This is a genomic window from Stenotrophomonas sp. P2112 (genome assembly GCF_041897515.1).
GTDB classification, from domain to species: Bacteria; Pseudomonadota; Gammaproteobacteria; order Xanthomonadales; family Xanthomonadaceae; genus Stenotrophomonas; species Stenotrophomonas sepilia.
Genome location: NZ_CP169216.1, coordinates 176,557 through 193,773 on the forward strand (window position 1 = coordinate 176,557; position 17,217 = coordinate 193,773).

The window sequence follows — 17,217 nt, forward strand, 5'->3', positions numbered from 1 at the left end:
GAGTGCGATGTCCTGTGCGTTGCGTGGCCCCATAGCATGAACCTTCATCGGCCCACCGCGTGAGGCACAGATGAACCAGAAATCCATCCACGCATGGCGTGGATCTACCGTCCTCATGGCCCATCAACAGGGGTCGGAGCCCGTTGCGCAACAACGGGATCCGACCCCACGGACGACAGGAAACTGTCGAAGGCGGGATGGGTCCGGTTGCGGGGGTGTCCGCGGCATGGATGCCGCGGCCAAGCCCCCATGGGTGAGGGCGCTTTGCTTGCGAAGCACTGCTTCGCAAGCGCCCGAACGCCCAGCCGCCAGCGGCTGGGCCGGACCGCGGAGCGGGGTTTACGGCGTCCCCCGCCACCGGACCCATCCCGCCATCCCACGGAATGCATGCTGTTGCTGTTGGTGTTGAGGTTGCCGGCCAGCGGCCGGCACTACCGCGGGTGCCGGGCGGCAGCCCGGCCCAAGCCCCCCACCCACGCAGGTAGAATGCGCCCATGGCTCTTTCCCTGCTCAAGTCCCTCAAGCCGGTCGCTGGCCGCGCCCTGCAGATCGCCCTGAACCGCGCGCTGGCGCTGGATCCGGATACCCGCCATGCCCTGGCCAGCCTCGATGGCCGGCACATTGACCTGACCCTGGAAGCGCCGTCGCTGGCGATGCGCATCAGCGTCGACGGCGACCAGCTGCGGGTCGGCCCGGTGGATGCGCAGGAAGCCGACCTGGCCGTGCGCAGCAGCCTGGCCGGCGTGCTGGCGCAGCTGCCGCTGCTGGCCAACGCACGGCGCGGCGAGTCCAACAACAAGGGCCGAGTACGCGTGGCCGGTGACGCCGAACTGGCGCGGCGCCTGCAGCAGCTGGCCAAGGGCTTCGACCCGGACTGGCAGCAGCCGTTCGTCAGCGTATTCGGCGAGGTACTGGGCGTGCAGGTCGCCAACACCCTGCGCAGCGCCCTGCAGCACGCGCGCCAGGGGGCGATCGACCTGGCCCACAGCGCCGCCGAATTCATCACCGAGGAATCGCGCGACGTGGTGCCGCGCGCCGAACTGGATGCCTTCCATGATGATGTGGACGTGCTGCGCGATGACGTCGAGCGTCTTGGCGCGCGCGTGCAGCGCCTGCGGGGTGCCGCATGAAGGCCGTGCTGCGGGCGAGCCGCATCGGCCGGGTGATCCTGCGTTACCGCCTTGACGACCTGTTGCAGGGCACGCCGGCCGAGCGTTGGCTGCGCCTGGCCAAGCCGTTCGTGCCGCGTGCCTCGGCCGACATCGCCGCGCAGTCGCGCGGTGCGCGCCTGCGCCTGGCGCTGCAGGATCTCGGCCCGATCTTCGTCAAGTTCGGCCAGATCCTCTCCACACGCCGCGACCTGGTGCCGCCGGATGTGGCCAATGAGCTGACCCTGCTGCAGGACCGGGTCAAGCCGTTCGACGGTGACACTGCGCGCCGCATTGTCGAGGAAGCGCTTGGCCTGCCGGTCAGCGAGGCGTTCGCCAGCTTCGATACCGAACCACTGGCCTCGGCTTCGATCGCGCAGGTGCATGCGGCCACGCTGGCCGATGGCCGCCAGGTGGTGGTCAAGGTACTGCGCCCCGGCATCGAGAAGCAGATCGATGCCGACATCGCCCTGCTCAACTCGCTGGCCGCGCTGGTCGAGCGTACCCATCCGCGTGCCGACAAGATCCGACCGCGCGAAGTGGTGGCCGAAGTCGAGAACACCCTCGCCGCCGAGCTGGACCTGCAGCGCGAAGGCGCCAATGCCAGCGTGCTGCGCCGCTTCTGGGAGAACAGCGACGACCTGTATGTGCCGGAAGTGATCTGGAGCCATACCGCCGAGCGCGCGCTGACCCTGGAACGCGTGTGGGGCATTCCGTCCGACGACATCGCCGCGCTCGACAAGGCGGGCATCGACCGCAAGGCACTGGCCGCCAAGGGCGTGCGGGTCTTCTACACCCAGGTGTTCCGCGACAACTTCTTCCATGCCGATGCGCACGCCGGCAACATCTGGGTCGACACCGATCCGGGCCGCCGCGCCAACCCGCGATTCATCGCGCTGGACTTCGGCATCATGGGCCAGCTGTCGCAGGAGGATCAGTACTACCTGGCTGAGAACTTCATGGCCATCTTCAACCGCGATTACCGCCGCATCGCCGAACTGCATGTGCAGGCGCGCTGGATGCCGGACAACGTGCGCATCGATGATCTGGAAGCGGCCGTGCGTTCGGTGTGCGAGCCGTACTTCACCCGCCCACTGTCGCAGATCTCGCTGGCCGAAGTGCTGATGAAGCTGTTCCGCGTGGCGCAGCGCTACCAGCTGACCCTGCAGCCGCAGCTGATCCTGCTGCAGAAGACCCTGCTGAACATCGAAGGTGTCGGCCGGCAGCTGGATCCGCAGATCGATATCTGGGCGGTGGCCAAGCCGGTGCTGGCGAAGATCCTGCGCGAGCGCTACAGCCCACGCCGGGTGGTGCGCGAGATCGGCAAGCGGTTGCCGGAAATCATGACCCACGCGCCGGACATGCCGCGCCTGGTACACGCTTGGCTGACCCAGCAGGTGGAGGGGCGCCACGAGCTGGCGATGCGCTCGCGCGATCTGGTTGCGCTGGATGCCAGCGTGCAGCGCCTGCAGAGGCGCGCGGTCGGCGCGATCACCGGCGTCGGCCTGCTGGCCATCGCCGCGCTGATGTACGTGCTGCAGCCACCGGGCTGGTACTGGGGCGACCTGCCGATGTGGAGCTGGGTGTCCGGTGCCGTCGGCGCGCTGGCGCTGGCGCGCGCGTGGTGGAGATAGACCCGGTGCTGCAGACGCTGAAGAACGAACTGATGCACTTCGGTGCTGAAAACGACGCGCATGAAACCGAGCGCGCTCGGCGCATGCTCAACATCACGCCGGATACCGGTGAATTCCTGTCGGTGCTGGTGCGTTTCGGCACCGCGCGACGGGTACTGGAAATCGGCACCTCCAATGGCTACTCCACGCTGTGGCTGGCCGAAGCCGCAGCCGCCATCGACGGCCACGTGACCACGCTGGAAGTCGCCGAGGACAAGGTGGCGTTGGCGCGATCCACGTTCGCGCGCAGCGGGTTGGCCGCGCACATCACGCTGGTGCATGGCGATGCCGGGCAGTGGTTGGCAGAGGCCGGCGAAGGCTGCATCGACCTGTTGTTCCTGGATTCGGACCGCGGGCAGTACGCCGGCTGGTGGCCGCAGCTGCGCCGCGTGCTGCGGCCGGGGGGCCTGCTGGTGGTGGACAACGCCACCTCGCACGCGGAAGAGATGGAGCCCTTGTGCCTGCTGCTGGATGCCGATCCGGACTTCAGCACCAGCGTGGTGCCGGTGGGCAACGGCGAACTGCTGGCCGTGCGCAACGCCTGATTGCCACGCCACAGACCCGGGGTCAGATCCCTTTTTCCCGTGGAAAAGGGATCTGACCCCATACAGGGCACCCTTATAATCCCGCGGTGAGTACCGAACCTGACACCCTCGCCGCGGTCGAGACTGAAACCGCGCCCCTGCAGCTGCTGCACCTGGATGAGCGCCTGGCCGTGGTCAACAAGCCTGCCGGGCTGATGGTCCACGACAGCAAGCTGGCCCGTGGCGAAGATGATTTCCTGGCCGACCGCCTGCGTGAGCAGCTGGGGCGGCCGATCTTCCTCGTGCACCGCCTGGACCGGGCCACCAGTGGCTGCCTGCTGCTGGCCTTCGACCGCGAAACCGCCAGTTCGCTGGGCAAGGCACTGATGGGTGGCGTAGTGGCCAAGGACTACCTGACAGTCTGCCGAGGCTGGCCGGCCGAGCTGTCCTGGCGGGTGGACCATGATCTGGACGGCGGGCCGGGCAAGCCGGTGAAGAAGCCGGCGATCACCGATTTCCAGCGCCTGGCCACTGGCGAGCTGTCGGTGCCGGTGGGCGAGTTCAGCAGCTCGCGCTACGCGCTGCTGCGCTGCCAGCCGCAGACCGGGCGCTTCCGGCAGATCCGCCGTCACCTCAAGCACCTGTCACATCACATGATCGGCGATACCAGCCACGGCGATGGGCGCCACAACCGCATCTTCCGCATGCAGGGCGTGCACCGCATGCTGCTGCACGCCGAGCGCCTGCGCTTTCCGCATCCGGAGGGCGGCAACGTGGATGTCAGTGCGCCGCTGGACCGCCAGTTCCAGAAGGCACTGGACCTGTTCGGCTGGCAGGTGGACGCAGTTTGACGGTAGTGCCGGCCGCTGGCCGGCAGCTGCGTGATTCCAGGTGTACTGGGGAGCCGGCCAGCGGCCGGCACTACCTCATTCTCGTTTCTTTTCCGGCTCGTTGACGATCGCTTCCAGGTCTTTCTGCAGGTCCGCAAACAGCGGCTGCATGCGCGCCTGGATGGCCACCATCACGTTCTGCATCAGTGCCGGGGTCTTGTCCAGCAGGCTCTGGCCTGCCGCGCTCTCGTAGAACTCGGCCATCGCCAGCACGTCTTCCTTGCTGAACGTCTTCTTGTACAGGTCCACGTACATCGGCCGCAGCTGCTGCCACGACATGGCCTGGCGCAGGGTCTGGCTGGTCCGCGCCTGGATCCGCTTCAGCTGCTCCTGCTGCTGGGCGGTGAGCTGGCGCTGCGCGGCCACCTGCTGGAACTGCTGCTGCTGCATGGCTTCGATCTGCGGCACCATGGTGTCGATCATGCTCTGCGCGCGCGAGGCCGACAGCAGGCGGTTGATGTCGCCGTCGGTCGGCGGGGCGGCCAGGGCCGGGACGCTGGCCGTGGCCAGTGCCAGCAGCAGGGCGGCGCGGCGCAGCAGGGACGGCAGGGCGGGTGCGAAGCGGGTCATGCGGGCTTCCTGCGGTACATGGGACCGCCAGCATACCTGCAGCCCAGGCGAAGGCGGCGTGTTCGGCGCCTGATCGGCGGCATACGGGGCGCGATGGCGCACTCCACCACGTGGCTGCCGCTACAATGCGCGGATGGGCAGTGGACCGGTCACCATCAGCGCGCAGCTTGAAATCCCCGACGGCGAGATCGTCGAGCGGTTCGTGCGCGCCAGTGGCGCCGGCGGCCAGAACGTCAACAAGGTGTCCACTGCGGTGGAACTGCGTTTCGACGTGGCCAACTCGCCCTCGTTGCCCGAACCGTTGCGCGCGCGGCTGTTGGCGCGGCGTGACCGGCGCATGACCGGCGAAGGCGTGCTGGTCATCGACGCGCAACGTTTCCGCACCCAGGATCGCAATCGCGAGGATGCGCGCGAGCGGCTGGCGGCCTTCATCCAGGCCGGGCTGAGCGTGCCCAAACCGCGCAAAGCCACCAAGCCGACCCTCGGGTCGAAACTGCGTCGTCTGGACGCCAAACGCGGGCGCGCGCAGATCAAGCGCGGGCGCTCATCACGTGACTGGGAGTGATTGCTTGAACAACCCGACTTCGTTGCTGCCGGCCGTGCCGCCGCAGATGCCGCAGGTCAAACCCAACGCCTTCCTGCGCTGGCTGGCGCGCTGCACCCTGCGCATGGGGGGCTGGAAGGTGACCGGCACCCTGCCTGACATCCCCAGGCTGGTCTTCATCATCGCCCCGCATTCGTCCAACTGGGACGGGCTGTGGGGCATGGCAGCGAAGATCGCGCTCGGCATGAAGGTGAAGGTGCTGGGCAAGGCGTCGCTGTTCTGGTGGCCGCTGGGCCCGTTGCTGCACCGGCTGGGCGTGATTCCGCTCGATCGCAGCTCGCCACAGGGTACGGTGGGCCAGGCGGTGGACCTGCTGCGCAACAACGAGAAGATGTGGTTCGCCATCACGCCCGAGGGCACCCGCAAGGCGGTGAAGGAGTGGAAGGCCGGCTTCCTGAAGATCGCCCGGATGGCCGACGTGCCGATCCTGACCGCGTATTTCCACTATCCGGAAAAGACCATCGGCATCGGTCCGCTGTTCACCCCGAGTGGCGACGATGTGGCCGACATGGCTGCCATCCGCGAGTTCTACCGGCCCTGGATCGGCAAGACCCGCGGCACGGTCTGAGCCGGCCGCAGGCCGCCGCATAGACGCCACGTCCGGCACATGCCGGGCGAGCGCGACAGGAGTAGGGTGGAGGGCTGGTATCCATACCGTCTGCCCAAGGAGCGTTTTACATGTCGCGTACCGTAGTCCTGGCCGCCGCCATCAGCCTGGCGTTGGCGGCCTGTTCCGGCAAGGAGTCCACCCCCGTGACCGATGCCCAGAAAGCCCCGGCCCCGCAGCCGGCCGAAGCCTCCACCAATCCGCTGCTGAGCGCCAGCACGCTGCCGTTCCAGGCGCCGCCGTTCGACAAGATCAAGGACAGCGACTACCTGCCGGCCTTCGAAGAAGGCATGCGCCAGCACCTGGCCGACGTGCGCAAGATCGCCGACAGCAGCGAGCCGGCCACCTTCGACAACACCATCGTGGCGATGGAGCGCAGCGGCGAGACCCTGACCCGCGTGTCGCGCATCTTCTTCGGCCTGGTCCAGGCCGACACCAACGATGCGCGCCAGAAGATCCAGGAAGAAGTGGCGCCGAAGCTGGCCGCGCACCAGGATGAGATCAACCTCGATCCGAAGCTGTTCGCGCGCGTGAAGTCGCTGTACGACCAGCGTGACACGCTGGGGCTGGACCCGGTGCAGAAGCGCCTGGTCGAGCACTATTACGATGGCCTGGTGCGCGCCGGTGCGCAGCTGTCCGACGCTGACAAGGCGACCCTGCGCAAGCTCAACGTGGAAGAGACCACGCTCTCCACCCAGTTCCACACCCGCCTGGTGGCCGCGACCGCCGCTGCGGCTGTTGTCGTTGACGACAAGGCCAAGCTGGCCGGCCTGGACGAGGGCGCGATCAACAATGCTGCGGCCGCCGCCAAGGACCGCAAGCTGGATGGCAAATTCCTGCTGCCGCTGCAGAACACCACCCAGCAGCCGGTGCTCGGCTCGCTGAGCGATCGCGACCAGCGTGCCGCCGTTCTGAAGGCCTCTGAAACCCGCGCCGAGCGCGGTGATGCCAACGACACCCGGCAGACCGTGCAGCGCCTGGCACAGCTGCGTGCGCAGAAGGCCAAGCTGCTCGGCTTCGACACCTTCGCCGACTATCAGCTGGGCGACCAGATGGCCAAGACTCCGGCTGCCGCGCTCAAGCTGCTGACCGACACCGTGCCGGCCGCCACCGCCAAGGCGCGCGCCGAGGCCGGTGAGATCCAGAAGGTCATCGACGCGCAGAAGGGCGGATTCCAGGTCGCCGCTTCGGACTGGGACTTCTACGCCGAGCAGGTGCGCAAGGCCAAGTACGATCTGGACGAGTCGCAGATCAAGCCGTACTTCGAACTGGACAACGTGCTGCAGAACGGCGTCTTCTACGCCGCCACCCAGCTGTATGGCATCACCTTCAAGCCGCGCACCGACATTCCGACCTACAACCCGGACATGAAGGTGTACGAAGTGTTCGACAAGGACGGCACCTCGCTGGCCCTGTTCTACACCGACTACTTCAAGCGTGACAGCAAGTCCGGCGGCGCCTGGATGGACGTGTTCGTCGAGCAGGACGGCCTGACCGGTGCCAAGCCGGTGGTCTACAACGTCTGCAACTTCACCAAGCCGGCCGCCGGCCAGCCGGCGCTGATCAGCTTCGACGACGTCACCACGATGTTCCATGAGTTCGGCCATGCGCTGCACGGCATGTTCTCGAACGTGAAGTACCCGTCGATCGCCGGCACCGCCACCTCGCGTGACTTCGTCGAGTTCCCGTCGCAGTTCAACGAGCACTGGGCACTGGACCCGAAGGTGTTCGCCAACTACGCCAAGCACTACAAGACCGGCGAGGCGATGCCGCAGGAACTGGTCGACAAGATTCTCAAGGCGCGCAGCTTCAACCAGGGCTATGCGACCACCGAGTATCTGTCGGCCGCGCTGCTCGACCTGGCCTGGCACACGCAGAAGGCCGATGCGCCGCTGCAGGATGTCGGTGCCTTTGAAGCCAGCGCGCTGAAGAAGTTCAAGGTCGACCTGCCGCAGGTGCCGCCGCGTTACCGCACCACCTACTTCGACCACATCTGGGGTGGTGGTTACTCGGCCGGTTACTACGCCTACTTCTGGGCCGAAGTGCTGGACCATGACGCCTACCAGTGGTTCACCGAACACGGTGGCCTGACGGCGGCCAACGGCCAGGAGTTCCGCGACAAGATCCTCTCGCGCGGCAACAGCGTGGAGTTGTCGACCCTGTACCGCGATTTCCGCGGCAAGGACCCGTCGGTGGAACCGCTGCTGAAGTTCCGCGGGCTGAAGTAAGAAACAGAAAGCGGCGGGGGCAACCCCGCCGTTTTTCTTTGTGTAGAGCCGAGCCCATGCTCGGCTGGCTTTTTCTGGAGACGCAGCCGAGCATGGGCTCGGCTCTACACAAGCGGATCACGTCCCCACGTGCACCCGGTTGGCCTGCTCGGCCAGGCCCAGGTGATCGAGCGCGATATCCAGCGCCAGCACATAACTCTGCGCGCCATACCCAGCAGCAATGCCCAGGCGCTGGCCGACACCGGCCGGCAGGCACGGTTCGGCCACTGCGCCGTCGTCATGCACCTCTACGTACGCGTTGTGCAGATAGGGCAGCAGCCGCTGCAGGCGCAGACTGTTGGCACACGCACCCGGATCGAGCAGCGTCACCTCGCCACGGCTGTGGTCGGCCACGCGCAGCGCATCGAGTAGTTCCTGTTCCGAACCGCAGGCGCGGATCGCCACGCTGGTGCCGGCGTCGATCGCGCGATGCACCAGCGACTTCAGGACCGGTGCCGGCAGCGGCATCGCGGTGCGGATCAGGGCGCCGGCCGCTTCCGGGCCGCGGATGATGAAGATCGACATGACTCAGCCCTCCTGCGCCAGGCGGCGGCCGACAATGGCCAGCGACAACGGGTAACCGGCCTGCTGGCTGCGCTGGTCGACCACCACGGCGGCGGGGCCGTGCTGCAGGCGCAGGCGTGCATCCAGACCAGGTTCGCTGGGCGCCTGCAACTCGATGTACTGCGCCGGCAGCCGTTCCAGCGCCGCCTGCAGCGCGCCACCTTCGGCCTGCCATTGCGCCTCGTCGGCGGCACCGACATCCAGCAGTACCCAGTCGGCCGAGCGCGCCTGCGGCTGGCACAGGCACCGGCGTACCTCGGACAGGCTGGCGCAGTCACTGCACAGCACGCGATGGCCGGCCAGCTGTGCCGGCAGTTGGGGACGCGGTGCCGACGAAGAGGCGTGGCGGATCACCAGGAGGGTCATACAACACCTTGCGGAATGCGCCGTGTGGCGCGGTGGGCACACGATGCGCGTGCTGCCCGTAAAGGTGCGATGCCCGCGGCCGGGCCGGGGCGTAAAACCTGCGTAACCCCTTTTGCAGCGCCAGGGTTGCCAGGACTGGGGCGCAGAGCAGCCGAGCGTAGGCTCGGCTCTACAGGAGCGCGGCGCGGGAACCTCTTGCGCCCGGATGTGGTCTGATGCAGCCACCACCCAACCGGAGCCTGTCATGGATGCTGTTGCCCGTCCCCCCTTTTCCCAACGCGCCGTGGCCTGGCTGAAGAAGGAAGCATTGCCGCTGCTGGTGATGCTCGGCCTGCTCGCCGCCGCCCGCGATACCCTGGCCAACCATTACGTGGTGCCGAGTGGTTCGATGCAGCCGACCCTGCAGCCCGGCGACCGGGTGGTGGTGGACATGCGTGCCTATGGCCTGCGCCTGCCGTTCACCGGCAAGGAACTGATGACCACCGGCGTTCCGCAGCGTGGTGAAGTGGCGGTGTTCGATTCACCGGCCGACGGCACCCGCCTGATCAAGCGCGTGGCGGCAGTGGCGGGCGACCATGTGCAGATGCGCGAAGGCCATCTGAGCATCAACGGGCAGCCGCTGCAGATGGCCGACCTGCAGGACGTGGAAGCCTTCGGCGAGCGACGTGCCCGCCTTGATCTGGACATGGGCGGCGGTCCGGACATCGCCGACCTGGTGGTGCCGACTGGCAAGGTGCTGGTGCTGGGTGACCACCGCGGCAACAGCTTCGATGGCCGCTTCTTCGGCTTCGTCGACGCCGACAAGCTCTACGGCCGCGCGGTGGCGGTGTACTACCGCCGGGGCGACGGCTTCGAGTGGCAGCGCCTGTAAGCTGAATTGATACTTCTCGTATATCAATCATGACCTATCAGGTTATGGATCGACTGGATAGACGGGCCTAGTCTGAGGCCCGTTCCCTCCCGCGCTTGGCCGCCCCCACCGGCCCATCGATCCCATGACTGGCGAAACTGCGGCGGCCGTCGAACGCCGCCCCCCCACTGTCGACCCCAGCGCCGAGACCCGCATCCAGCAGGGCACACCGGCCTTTCGTCGCACCGCGCTGGCACTGTTCCTGGCCGGCTTTTCCACCTTCGGCCTGCTGTACACGGTGCAGCCGCTGCTGCCTGAGTTCAGCCGCCATTTCGGCGTGTCCGCCGCCGGCAGCGCCATGTCGTTGTCGCTGACCACCGGCACCTTGGCCGTGGCGATGCTGCTGGCTGGTCTGCTGTCCGATGCGGTCGGCCGCCGCCCGTTGATGATCGTCGCGTTGCTGGCCTCGGCCATGCTGTCGCTGAGCTCGGCGCTGGTGGATGACTGGACCACGCTGCTGGTATTGCGCACGCTGCTCGGCCTGGCGCTGAGCGGCGTGCCGGCGGTGGCGATGACCTACCTGGTCGAGGAAATGGACAGCCGTGCGCTGGGCCTGGCGATGGGCCTGTACATCGGCGGCAATGCCATCGGTGGCATGAGCGGGCGCCTGCTGGCCGGCATCATCGCCGACCACTGGGGCTGGCGCTGGGGTATCGGCGTGGTCTCGATCATCGCGGTGGCCAGCACGGTGCTGCTGTGGCTTCAGCTGCCGCCGTCGCGCCACTTCCATCCCCGTCGTGACGGCCTGCGCCAGTTGCCGTCGCGCTGGCGCATGCTGTTCGCCGACCCGGGCCTGCCGTGGCTGTTCGCCACCTCGTTCGTGCTGATGGGCGTGTTCGTCACCCTCTACAACTACCTGGGCTACCACCTGCTGGCGCCGCCCTACCACCTCAGCCAGACCGTGGTCGGCCTGATCTTCAGTGTCTACCTGGTGGGCACCTTCAGTTCGGCGTGGATGGGCCAGCAGGCAACGCGCTACGGGCGCGGCCGCATCCTGTCGATCTCGTTCGCGTTGATCGGCGCGGGCATCGCACTGCTGGCAATGCCGTGGCTGAGTGCGATGGCACTGGGTATCGCACTGGTCACGTTCGGCTTCTTCGGCGGCCACTCGGTGGCCAGCAGCTGGGTTGGCAGCCGCGCCGGTACGATGCGCGCCGAAGCCTCGGCGATGTACCTGTTCGCCTACTACCTCGGGTCCAGCGTGCTGGGCGGGGTCGGTGGCCTGGCCTATGCGGCCTGGGATTGGCTGGGTGTGTGCCTGTTCGCTGCCGTGCTGACCCTGATCGGTGGTGGCATCGTCTGGGCACTGCAGCAGCGCGCGCCGCAGCCGGTCACCGCGTGATCCACCGCTACGGTAGTGCCGGCCGCTGGCCGGCATGCCGGCCCATGTGGGGTTGCCGGCCAGCGGCCGGCACTACCCGGGTGGGTTGCACTTCACCCTTCGGCGAACGCCTCACGCAGCAGCGTGGCGAAATTGCGGATCAGCGGCGTTACCCGTTCGCGGTGCCAGGCCAGCTGCACTTCCGAATGCGCGCCGGCATCGGCCAGTGCCACGAAGCGCGATCCTTCCACGCGTATGTGATCGCATGACGACGGCAGGATCGCCGCACCCAGGCCCGCAGCGGCCAGGCTGATCAACGTCGATGCTTCACCGGCTTCCTGCACGATGCGCGGCGTGAAGCCCGCCGCCGCGCACAACGCGATCATGTGGTCGTGGATGCCCGCGCCGGCGCTGCGGCGGAACGCCACGAAAGGCTCCTGCGCGAAGTCGCGCAGCGACAGCGTGCCCTGCTTCGACAGCCTGCGCAGGGCAGGGTGGTCGGCGTGCACGATCAGCGCCAGCGGGTCGACGAACAGGCTGTGCGCCACCAGTTCCGGCGGCAGCGCGCGCTTGCGGATGATGCCCACGTCCAGTGAACCGTCGAGCAGCGCGTCGATCTGCTGCAGCGTGTTCATCTCGCTCAGCTGCAGCCGCACCTGCGGGTACTGCTGACGGTAGCGCAGGATCGAACGCGGAATCTGCGGCGACAGCGGCGTGGCGCGAGTCAGACCGATGTGCAGTTCACCCTGCTCACCACGCTGTGCACGCTGCACCTCGTCCACGGCCGTCTCCACCTGCTGCACGATGGCGCGTGCACGTTCCTGCAGCAGTTCGCCCGCAGGCGTCAGCTGCACGCGGCGATGGCTGCGCACGAACAGGCGCGCGTCAATCAGTTCTTCCAGCTGGCGGATCTGTTGGCTGAGCGGCGGCTGTGACATGCCCAGCCGCTCCGCCGCCTGGCCGAAGTGCAGCGTATCGGCGACGGCGAGGAAGTAGCGCAGGTGGCGGAGTTCGATGGACATGGGGCCAGTTTATTCATCGTCAGCCGGAAATGAATCAGAGGCGGGGTCAGAGCCCGTTGCGCAGCAACGGGATCCGACCCCGTGCCGACCAACGGTCGGCACCCACCATGGGAAGCATTTCCCACAGTTCGCAGAAAACAGTCGAAGGCGGGGTGGGTCCGGTTGCGGGGGCGTGAGCGCCATGGATGGCGCGACCGAGCCTCCATGGACGGGTTTACGGCGTCCCCCGCAACCGGACCCACCCCGCCATCCCACGGAATGCCCGCTGTTGCCGTTGACGTTGCCGTTGCTTCGGCCTCTGCAGGTGCAGGGCGGCAACCCTGCAAACCAGAACACCCCTCACCGCTCCGAATGCCCGCTCTGATCGTAATCGCGCGGACTGAACAACTCCGGCTGGATCAGCTCGATGAACGCCCGCGCCTGCGCCGACAGCGCCTTGCCCCGGCGCACGATCACCCCGTAGCTGCGCTCGGGGAACCAGCGCTTCATCGACCGCGCCGCCAGCCGCTCGTGGTCGGCCTCGTTCAGGCACAGCGCCGGCACGATGGAAATGCCCATGCCCATCGCCACGTACTGCTTGATCACTTCCCAGCCCCCCACTTCCAGCGCCACGGTGTAGGCGATGCGGTGGCGCTGGAACACCTGGTCCACCAGGCGGTAGGTGATCTGCCGCTTCGGCGGCAGCACCAGCGGATAGCGCGCGATGTCGGCCAGCTCCAGCTCGCCGCCCTTGGCCAGCGGATGATCGTGCGGTGCGATCAGCACCTGCTCGAAGCGGTAGGCCGGGGCGTAGGTCAGGTCGGCCGGCACATCGGTCATCGAACCTATCGCCAGGTCGGCGGCATCCTCGCGCAGCAGGTCGGTGCCGTCGGCGCTGATCGCGTTGTGCAGGGTCAGGCGCACGTCCGGGTGGTGCAGGCGAAAGCGTTCGACGATCTTCGGCAGCAGGTACAGGATGGTCGAGCTGTTGGCGGCAATGTTCAGCTCGCCCGCGTCCAGGCCGCGCACCTTGTCGCGGAAGCGCGCCTCCAGCCCGTCCAGGTTCTCCACCAGCGGCTGTGCCATCTCGTACAGCAGCTGGCCCTCGCGGCTGGGCACCAGGCGCCGCCCGCTGCGCTCGAACAATGGCACCCCCAGCTCCCGTTCCAACGCCTGCAACTGCAGGCTGATGGCCGGCTGGCTGACGAAAAGTGCCTCAGCCGCCCGTGAGACCGAGCCGAGGCGCACGGTCTGGCAGAATGCGCGCAGCGGCTTGAGCCGGTCGGATTTGTAGGAAAAACGAGGACTTGGCGGGGCGCGTGTGCTCATCGTGTAACGAGTATTAGCACAACTTATGTAAAACATTGCAAAAACTGTTTTGCCAAATACTGAGGCCCAGCGGCACCGTGGAGACGTTCCCCCACCGCTGGAGTAGCCCCATGTCCGCCGTCGCTTCCGCCGTTCCCACCCCCGCCACCAAGGCCACCCCCGGCATCGCCCTGGCGACCCGCGTGGCCGGCCAGGACACCGTGCTGCCGGCGCCGCTGCTGGCCCTGCTGGTGTCGCTGCACCGCGCGGTGGAACCGGGCCGGCAGGCGAGGCTGCAGGCCCGCCGTGAACGCCAGGCGTTCTTCGACCAGGGCGGCCTGCCGGACTTCCGTGAAGACACCACTGCGATCCGCAGCGGCGACTGGCGCGTTGCGCCGCTGCCGGCCGCGCTGCAGGACCGCCGCGTCGAGATCACCGGCCCGACCGACCCGAAGATGGTCATCAACGCGCTGAACTCCGGCGCCAAGGTGTTCATGGCCGACTTCGAGGATTCGACCTCGCCGACCTGGCGCAACCTGCTGGCCGGGCAGCAGTCGCTGGCCGCGGCGGTGCGCGGCGATCTCGAATACACCGCCCCCAATGGCAAGCATTACACGCTGCGCCCATACGACGAACAGGCGGTGCTGATCGTGCGCCCGCGTGGCTGGCACCTGGACGAGAAGCACGTACGCGTCGACGGCCAGTTCCTCGCCGGCGGCCTGTTCGACGCAGCGGTGTTCGCCTTCCACAACGCCCGCTCCCTGCAGGCCAAGGATCGTGGCCCGTACTTCTACCTGCCCAAGCTGCAGAGCATGGAAGAGGCGGCGCTGTGGGAAACCGCGCTGTCGCACATCGAAGGGATGCTCGGCTTGCCGCACGGCCAGATCAAGGTGACCGTGCTGATCGAAACGCTGCCGGCGGTGTTCGAGATGGACGAGATCCTGCACGCGCTGCGTGATCGCATCGTCGGCCTGAACTGCGGGCGCTGGGACTACATCTTCTCGTACCTGAAGACCTTCCGCCGCCACGCCGACCGCGTGCTGCCCGAACGCGGCCAGGTGACCATGACCCAGCCGTTCCTGAAGGCCTATTCGGAACTGCTGATCCAGACCTGCCACCGCCGCGGTGCGCATGCGATGGGCGGCATGGCCGCGCAGATTCCGATCAACCACGATGCCGCCGCCAACGAACAGGCCATGGCCCGCGTGCGCGCCGACAAGCTGCGCGAAGTCAGCGCCGGCCACGACGGCACCTGGGTCGCGCATCCGGCGCTGATTCCGGTGGCGATGGCGATCTTCGACGAGCACATGCCCGGTGCGAACCAGCACAGCGTGCTGCGCCAGGACGTGCGCGTCGGCCGCGACGAACTGATCGCGCGGCCGCCGGGCACCATCACCCGCGCCGGCTTCGAAGGCAACGTGGAAGTCTGCGTGCGTTACCTGGCGGCGTGGCTGGATGGCAACGGCTGTGTGCCGATCCATCACCTGATGGAGGACGCGGCCACCGCCGAGATCAGCCGCAGCCAGTTGTGGCAGTGGCTGCATACGCCGGGCCAGCAGCTGGACGATGGCACCGCGATCGACCTGGCCCTGCTGGATTCCACCCTGTCGCAGCTGCCTGCACGGCTGGGCGATACCGCCGCGCTGCCCGGTGGCGCGCGCATCAGCGAGGCCATCGCCCTGCTCGGCGAACTGAGCCGCAGCGAAGAACTGACCGATTTCCTGACCCTGCCGGCCTACGCGCGCATCGATTGACTGCCGCCCGCGTCTACCGCCGTTTCCCTCCCCGCTGCACGCACGAACCGAACTGGAGAAAGACATGAGCAAGCTGCCCACTGCCGAACAGATCCAGCACGACTGGGATACCAACCCGCGTTGGGAAGGCATCCAGCGCAACTACAGCGCCGCCGACGTGGTGCGCCTGCGCGGCACCGTCCACATCGAGCATTCGCTGGCCCGCCTGGGTGCGGAGAAGCTGTGGGCGTCGCTGCACGAGCGCGAGTTCGTCAACGCGCTGGGTGCACTGACCGGCAATCAGGCCATGCAGCAGGTCAAGGCCGGCCTGAAGGCGATCTACCTGTCCGGTTGGCAGGTGGCGGCCGACGCCAACCTGGCCGGCCAGATGTATCCGGACCAGTCGCTGTACCCGGCAGATTCGGTGCCGGCGGTGGTCAAGCGCATCAACAACACGCTGCTGCGCGCCGACCAGCTGCACCACGCCGAAGGCAAGGATGACATCGACTTCCTGCAGCCGATCGTGGCCGATGCTGAGGCCGGCTTCGGCGGCGTACTCAACGCCTTTGAACTGATGAAGGCGATGATCGAGGCCGGCGCCGCCGGCGTGCACTTCGAGGACCAGCTGGCCTCGGTCAAGAAGTGCGGGCACATGGGCGGCAAGGTGCTGGTGCCGACCCGCGAGGCGATCGAGAAGCTCAACGCCGCACGCCTGGCCGCCGACGTGATGGGCGTGCCGACCCTGCTGGTCGCGCGCACCGATGCCGAAGCTGCGGATCTGCTGACCAGTGACATCGACGGCAACGACAAGCCGTTCACCACCGGTGAGCGCACCGTCGAAGGTTTCTACAAGACCCGCAACGGCCTGGACCAGGCGATCAGCCGCGGCCTGGCCTATGCACCCTATGCCGACCTGGTGTGGTGCGAGACCGGCAAGCCGGACCTGGAGTTTGCACGCAAATTCGCCGAGGCGATCCACGCGAAGTTCCCGGGCAAGCTGCTGGCCTACAACTGCTCGCCCAGCTTCAACTGGAAGAAGAACCTGGACGACGCCACCATTGCCAAGTTCCAGCGCGAACTGGGCAGCTACGGCTACAAGTTCCAGTTCATCACCCTGGCCGGGTTCCATGCGTTGAACTACGGCATGTTCAATCTGGCCCACGGCTACGCGCGCCGCCAGATGAGTGCGTTCGTGGAACTGCAGGAAGCCGAGTTCGAAGCGGCCGAGCGCGGTTTCACTGCGGTCAAGCACCAGCGTGAGGTCGGTACCGGCTATTTCGATGCGGTGACCCAGGCGATCCAGCAGGGCCAGTCGTCGACCACCGCGCTGACCGGATCGACCGAGGAAGAGCAGTTCCACGGCGGGCGCAGCGAACGCGCGGCGTGATCCGGTGCGCGGCGTGATCCGGTAGTGCCGGCCGCTGGCCGGCAATCACGGGATGCTCCGGGCGCTGCGTGGCAGCCGGCCAGCGGCCGGCTCTACCGGGGCCTGGAAATCCGATCAGGGTGGCCAGGGAAGGGCCAGGCAACGCCGGCCGGTCGGGGGACCTGCCGGCGTTGTTGTATCGATGCAAGGGGGGCAGCCAGCGGGCAGCGTCAATCAGGCGCACCCCGGGTTCCGGCAACTTGGCCGAAACCCTGTGAAACCCGGCATCGAATTGATCCAGCAGGGGTTTTGCCCGGGCACCCGTGACCAGAACGGGCCACCACCGATCTTCACGTCAATCAAGA

At 67.4% G+C, this 17,217-nt stretch carries 16 protein-coding genes; 11 read left to right on the forward strand and 5 right to left on the reverse strand.

All coding sequences use genetic code 11. The features are described from left to right. Positions 1-494 precede the first annotated feature (494 nt). The 4 genes from ACEPA4_RS00785 (at position 495) to ACEPA4_RS00800 (ending at position 4,196) form a co-directional block, all read left to right on the forward strand. Positions 495-1,130, forward strand: coding sequence for an SCP2 domain-containing protein (locus ACEPA4_RS00785; protein WP_005420772.1), 636 nt, complete (start codon positions 495-497; stop codon positions 1,128-1,130). Next, entirely contained in the window at positions 1,127-2,782 is a 1,656-nt protein-coding gene (gene ubiB, locus ACEPA4_RS00790; RefSeq protein ID WP_139726598.1) for a ubiquinone biosynthesis regulatory protein kinase UbiB, read from the forward strand. The genes ACEPA4_RS00785 and ubiB overlap by 4 nt, the downstream gene beginning before the upstream one ends. 32 nt (positions 2,783-2,814) lie before the next feature. Beyond that, the gene (locus ACEPA4_RS00795) at positions 2,815-3,366 is read left to right on the forward strand and encodes an O-methyltransferase (protein WP_065185663.1); all 552 of its coding nucleotides are present in this window, start codon (positions 2,815-2,817) and stop codon (positions 3,364-3,366) included. A gap of 86 nt (positions 3,367-3,452) precedes the next feature. Then, a complete protein-coding gene (locus tag ACEPA4_RS00800) occupies positions 3,453-4,196 on the forward strand; it encodes a pseudouridine synthase (RefSeq protein WP_139726599.1) in 744 nt (247 codons plus the stop codon). A 75-nt stretch (positions 4,197-4,271) separates the two neighbouring features. Here ACEPA4_RS00800 and ACEPA4_RS00805 read toward each other — a convergent pair whose 3' ends face one another. After that, entirely contained in the window at positions 4,272-4,805 is a 534-nt protein-coding gene (locus ACEPA4_RS00805; protein WP_005420757.1) for a DUF2059 domain-containing protein, read from the reverse strand. 133 nt (positions 4,806-4,938) lie between these two features. Here ACEPA4_RS00805 and arfB point away from each other — a divergent pair, with 133 nt between their 5' ends. The 3 genes from arfB to dcp all read left to right on the forward strand — a co-directional run bounded on the left by arfB (position 4,939) and on the right by dcp (position 8,244). Then, positions 4,939-5,370 (forward strand): alternative ribosome rescue aminoacyl-tRNA hydrolase ArfB, encoded by a 432-nt coding sequence (gene arfB / locus ACEPA4_RS00810; protein ID WP_005420755.1) that lies wholly within the window; start codon positions 4,939-4,941, stop codon positions 5,368-5,370. A gap of 4 nt (positions 5,371-5,374) precedes the next feature. Then, positions 5,375-5,977, forward strand: coding sequence for a lysophospholipid acyltransferase family protein (locus ACEPA4_RS00815; protein WP_005420754.1), 603 nt, complete (start codon positions 5,375-5,377; stop codon positions 5,975-5,977). Between the two features lie 110 nt (positions 5,978-6,087). Continuing rightward, the gene (gene dcp / locus ACEPA4_RS00820; RefSeq protein ID WP_164093673.1) at positions 6,088-8,244 is read left to right on the forward strand and encodes a peptidyl-dipeptidase Dcp; all 2,157 of its coding nucleotides are present in this window, start codon (positions 6,088-6,090) and stop codon (positions 8,242-8,244) included. 117 nt (positions 8,245-8,361) lie between these two features. Here the strand turns inward: dcp and ACEPA4_RS00825 are convergent, their stop codons facing one another. Together ACEPA4_RS00825 and ACEPA4_RS00830 are read right to left on the reverse strand one after the other, a co-directional pair. Then, positions 8,362-8,808, reverse strand: coding sequence for a 3-dehydroquinate dehydratase (locus ACEPA4_RS00825; protein WP_004153636.1), 447 nt, complete (start codon positions 8,806-8,808; stop codon positions 8,362-8,364). A 3-nt stretch (positions 8,809-8,811) separates the two neighbouring features. After that, positions 8,812-9,213 carry a hypothetical protein gene (locus tag ACEPA4_RS00830; RefSeq protein WP_065178395.1) on the reverse strand — a complete coding sequence of 134 codons (402 nt, stop codon included), beginning with the start codon at positions 9,211-9,213 and terminating at the stop codon, positions 8,812-8,814. A gap of 244 nt (positions 9,214-9,457) precedes the next feature. On the opposite strand from ACEPA4_RS00830, the gene lepB reads away from it, so the two are divergent. Further along, positions 9,458-10,084 (forward strand): signal peptidase I, encoded by a 627-nt coding sequence (gene lepB, locus ACEPA4_RS00835; protein ID WP_164093672.1) that lies wholly within the window; start codon positions 9,458-9,460, stop codon positions 10,082-10,084. A gap of 124 nt (positions 10,085-10,208) precedes the next feature. Next, positions 10,209-11,465, forward strand: coding sequence for an MFS transporter (locus ACEPA4_RS00840; protein WP_069138101.1), 1,257 nt, complete (start codon positions 10,209-10,211; stop codon positions 11,463-11,465). A 92-nt stretch (positions 11,466-11,557) separates the two neighbouring features. Here ACEPA4_RS00840 and ACEPA4_RS00845 read toward each other — a convergent pair whose 3' ends face one another. Together ACEPA4_RS00845 and ACEPA4_RS00850 are read right to left on the reverse strand one after the other, a co-directional pair. Continuing rightward, on the reverse strand, positions 11,558-12,466 hold the full coding sequence (locus ACEPA4_RS00845) for a LysR family transcriptional regulator (protein WP_005420736.1): 909 nt from the start codon (positions 12,464-12,466) through the stop codon (positions 11,558-11,560). 339 nt (positions 12,467-12,805) lie between these two features. Next, the gene (locus ACEPA4_RS00850) at positions 12,806-13,774 is read right to left on the reverse strand and encodes a LysR family transcriptional regulator (protein WP_053499296.1); all 969 of its coding nucleotides are present in this window, start codon (positions 13,772-13,774) and stop codon (positions 12,806-12,808) included. A 110-nt stretch (positions 13,775-13,884) separates the two neighbouring features. Here ACEPA4_RS00850 and aceB point away from each other — a divergent pair, with 110 nt between their 5' ends. Both aceB and aceA read left to right on the forward strand, forming a co-directional pair. Then, positions 13,885-15,507 (forward strand): malate synthase A, encoded by a 1,623-nt coding sequence (aceB, locus tag ACEPA4_RS00855; RefSeq protein ID WP_005420731.1) that lies wholly within the window; start codon positions 13,885-13,887, stop codon positions 15,505-15,507. 64 nt (positions 15,508-15,571) lie between these two features. Further along, on the forward strand, positions 15,572-16,873 hold the full coding sequence (gene aceA, locus ACEPA4_RS00860; RefSeq protein ID WP_061480262.1) for an isocitrate lyase: 1,302 nt from the start codon (positions 15,572-15,574) through the stop codon (positions 16,871-16,873). Positions 16,874-17,217 lie beyond the last annotated feature (344 nt).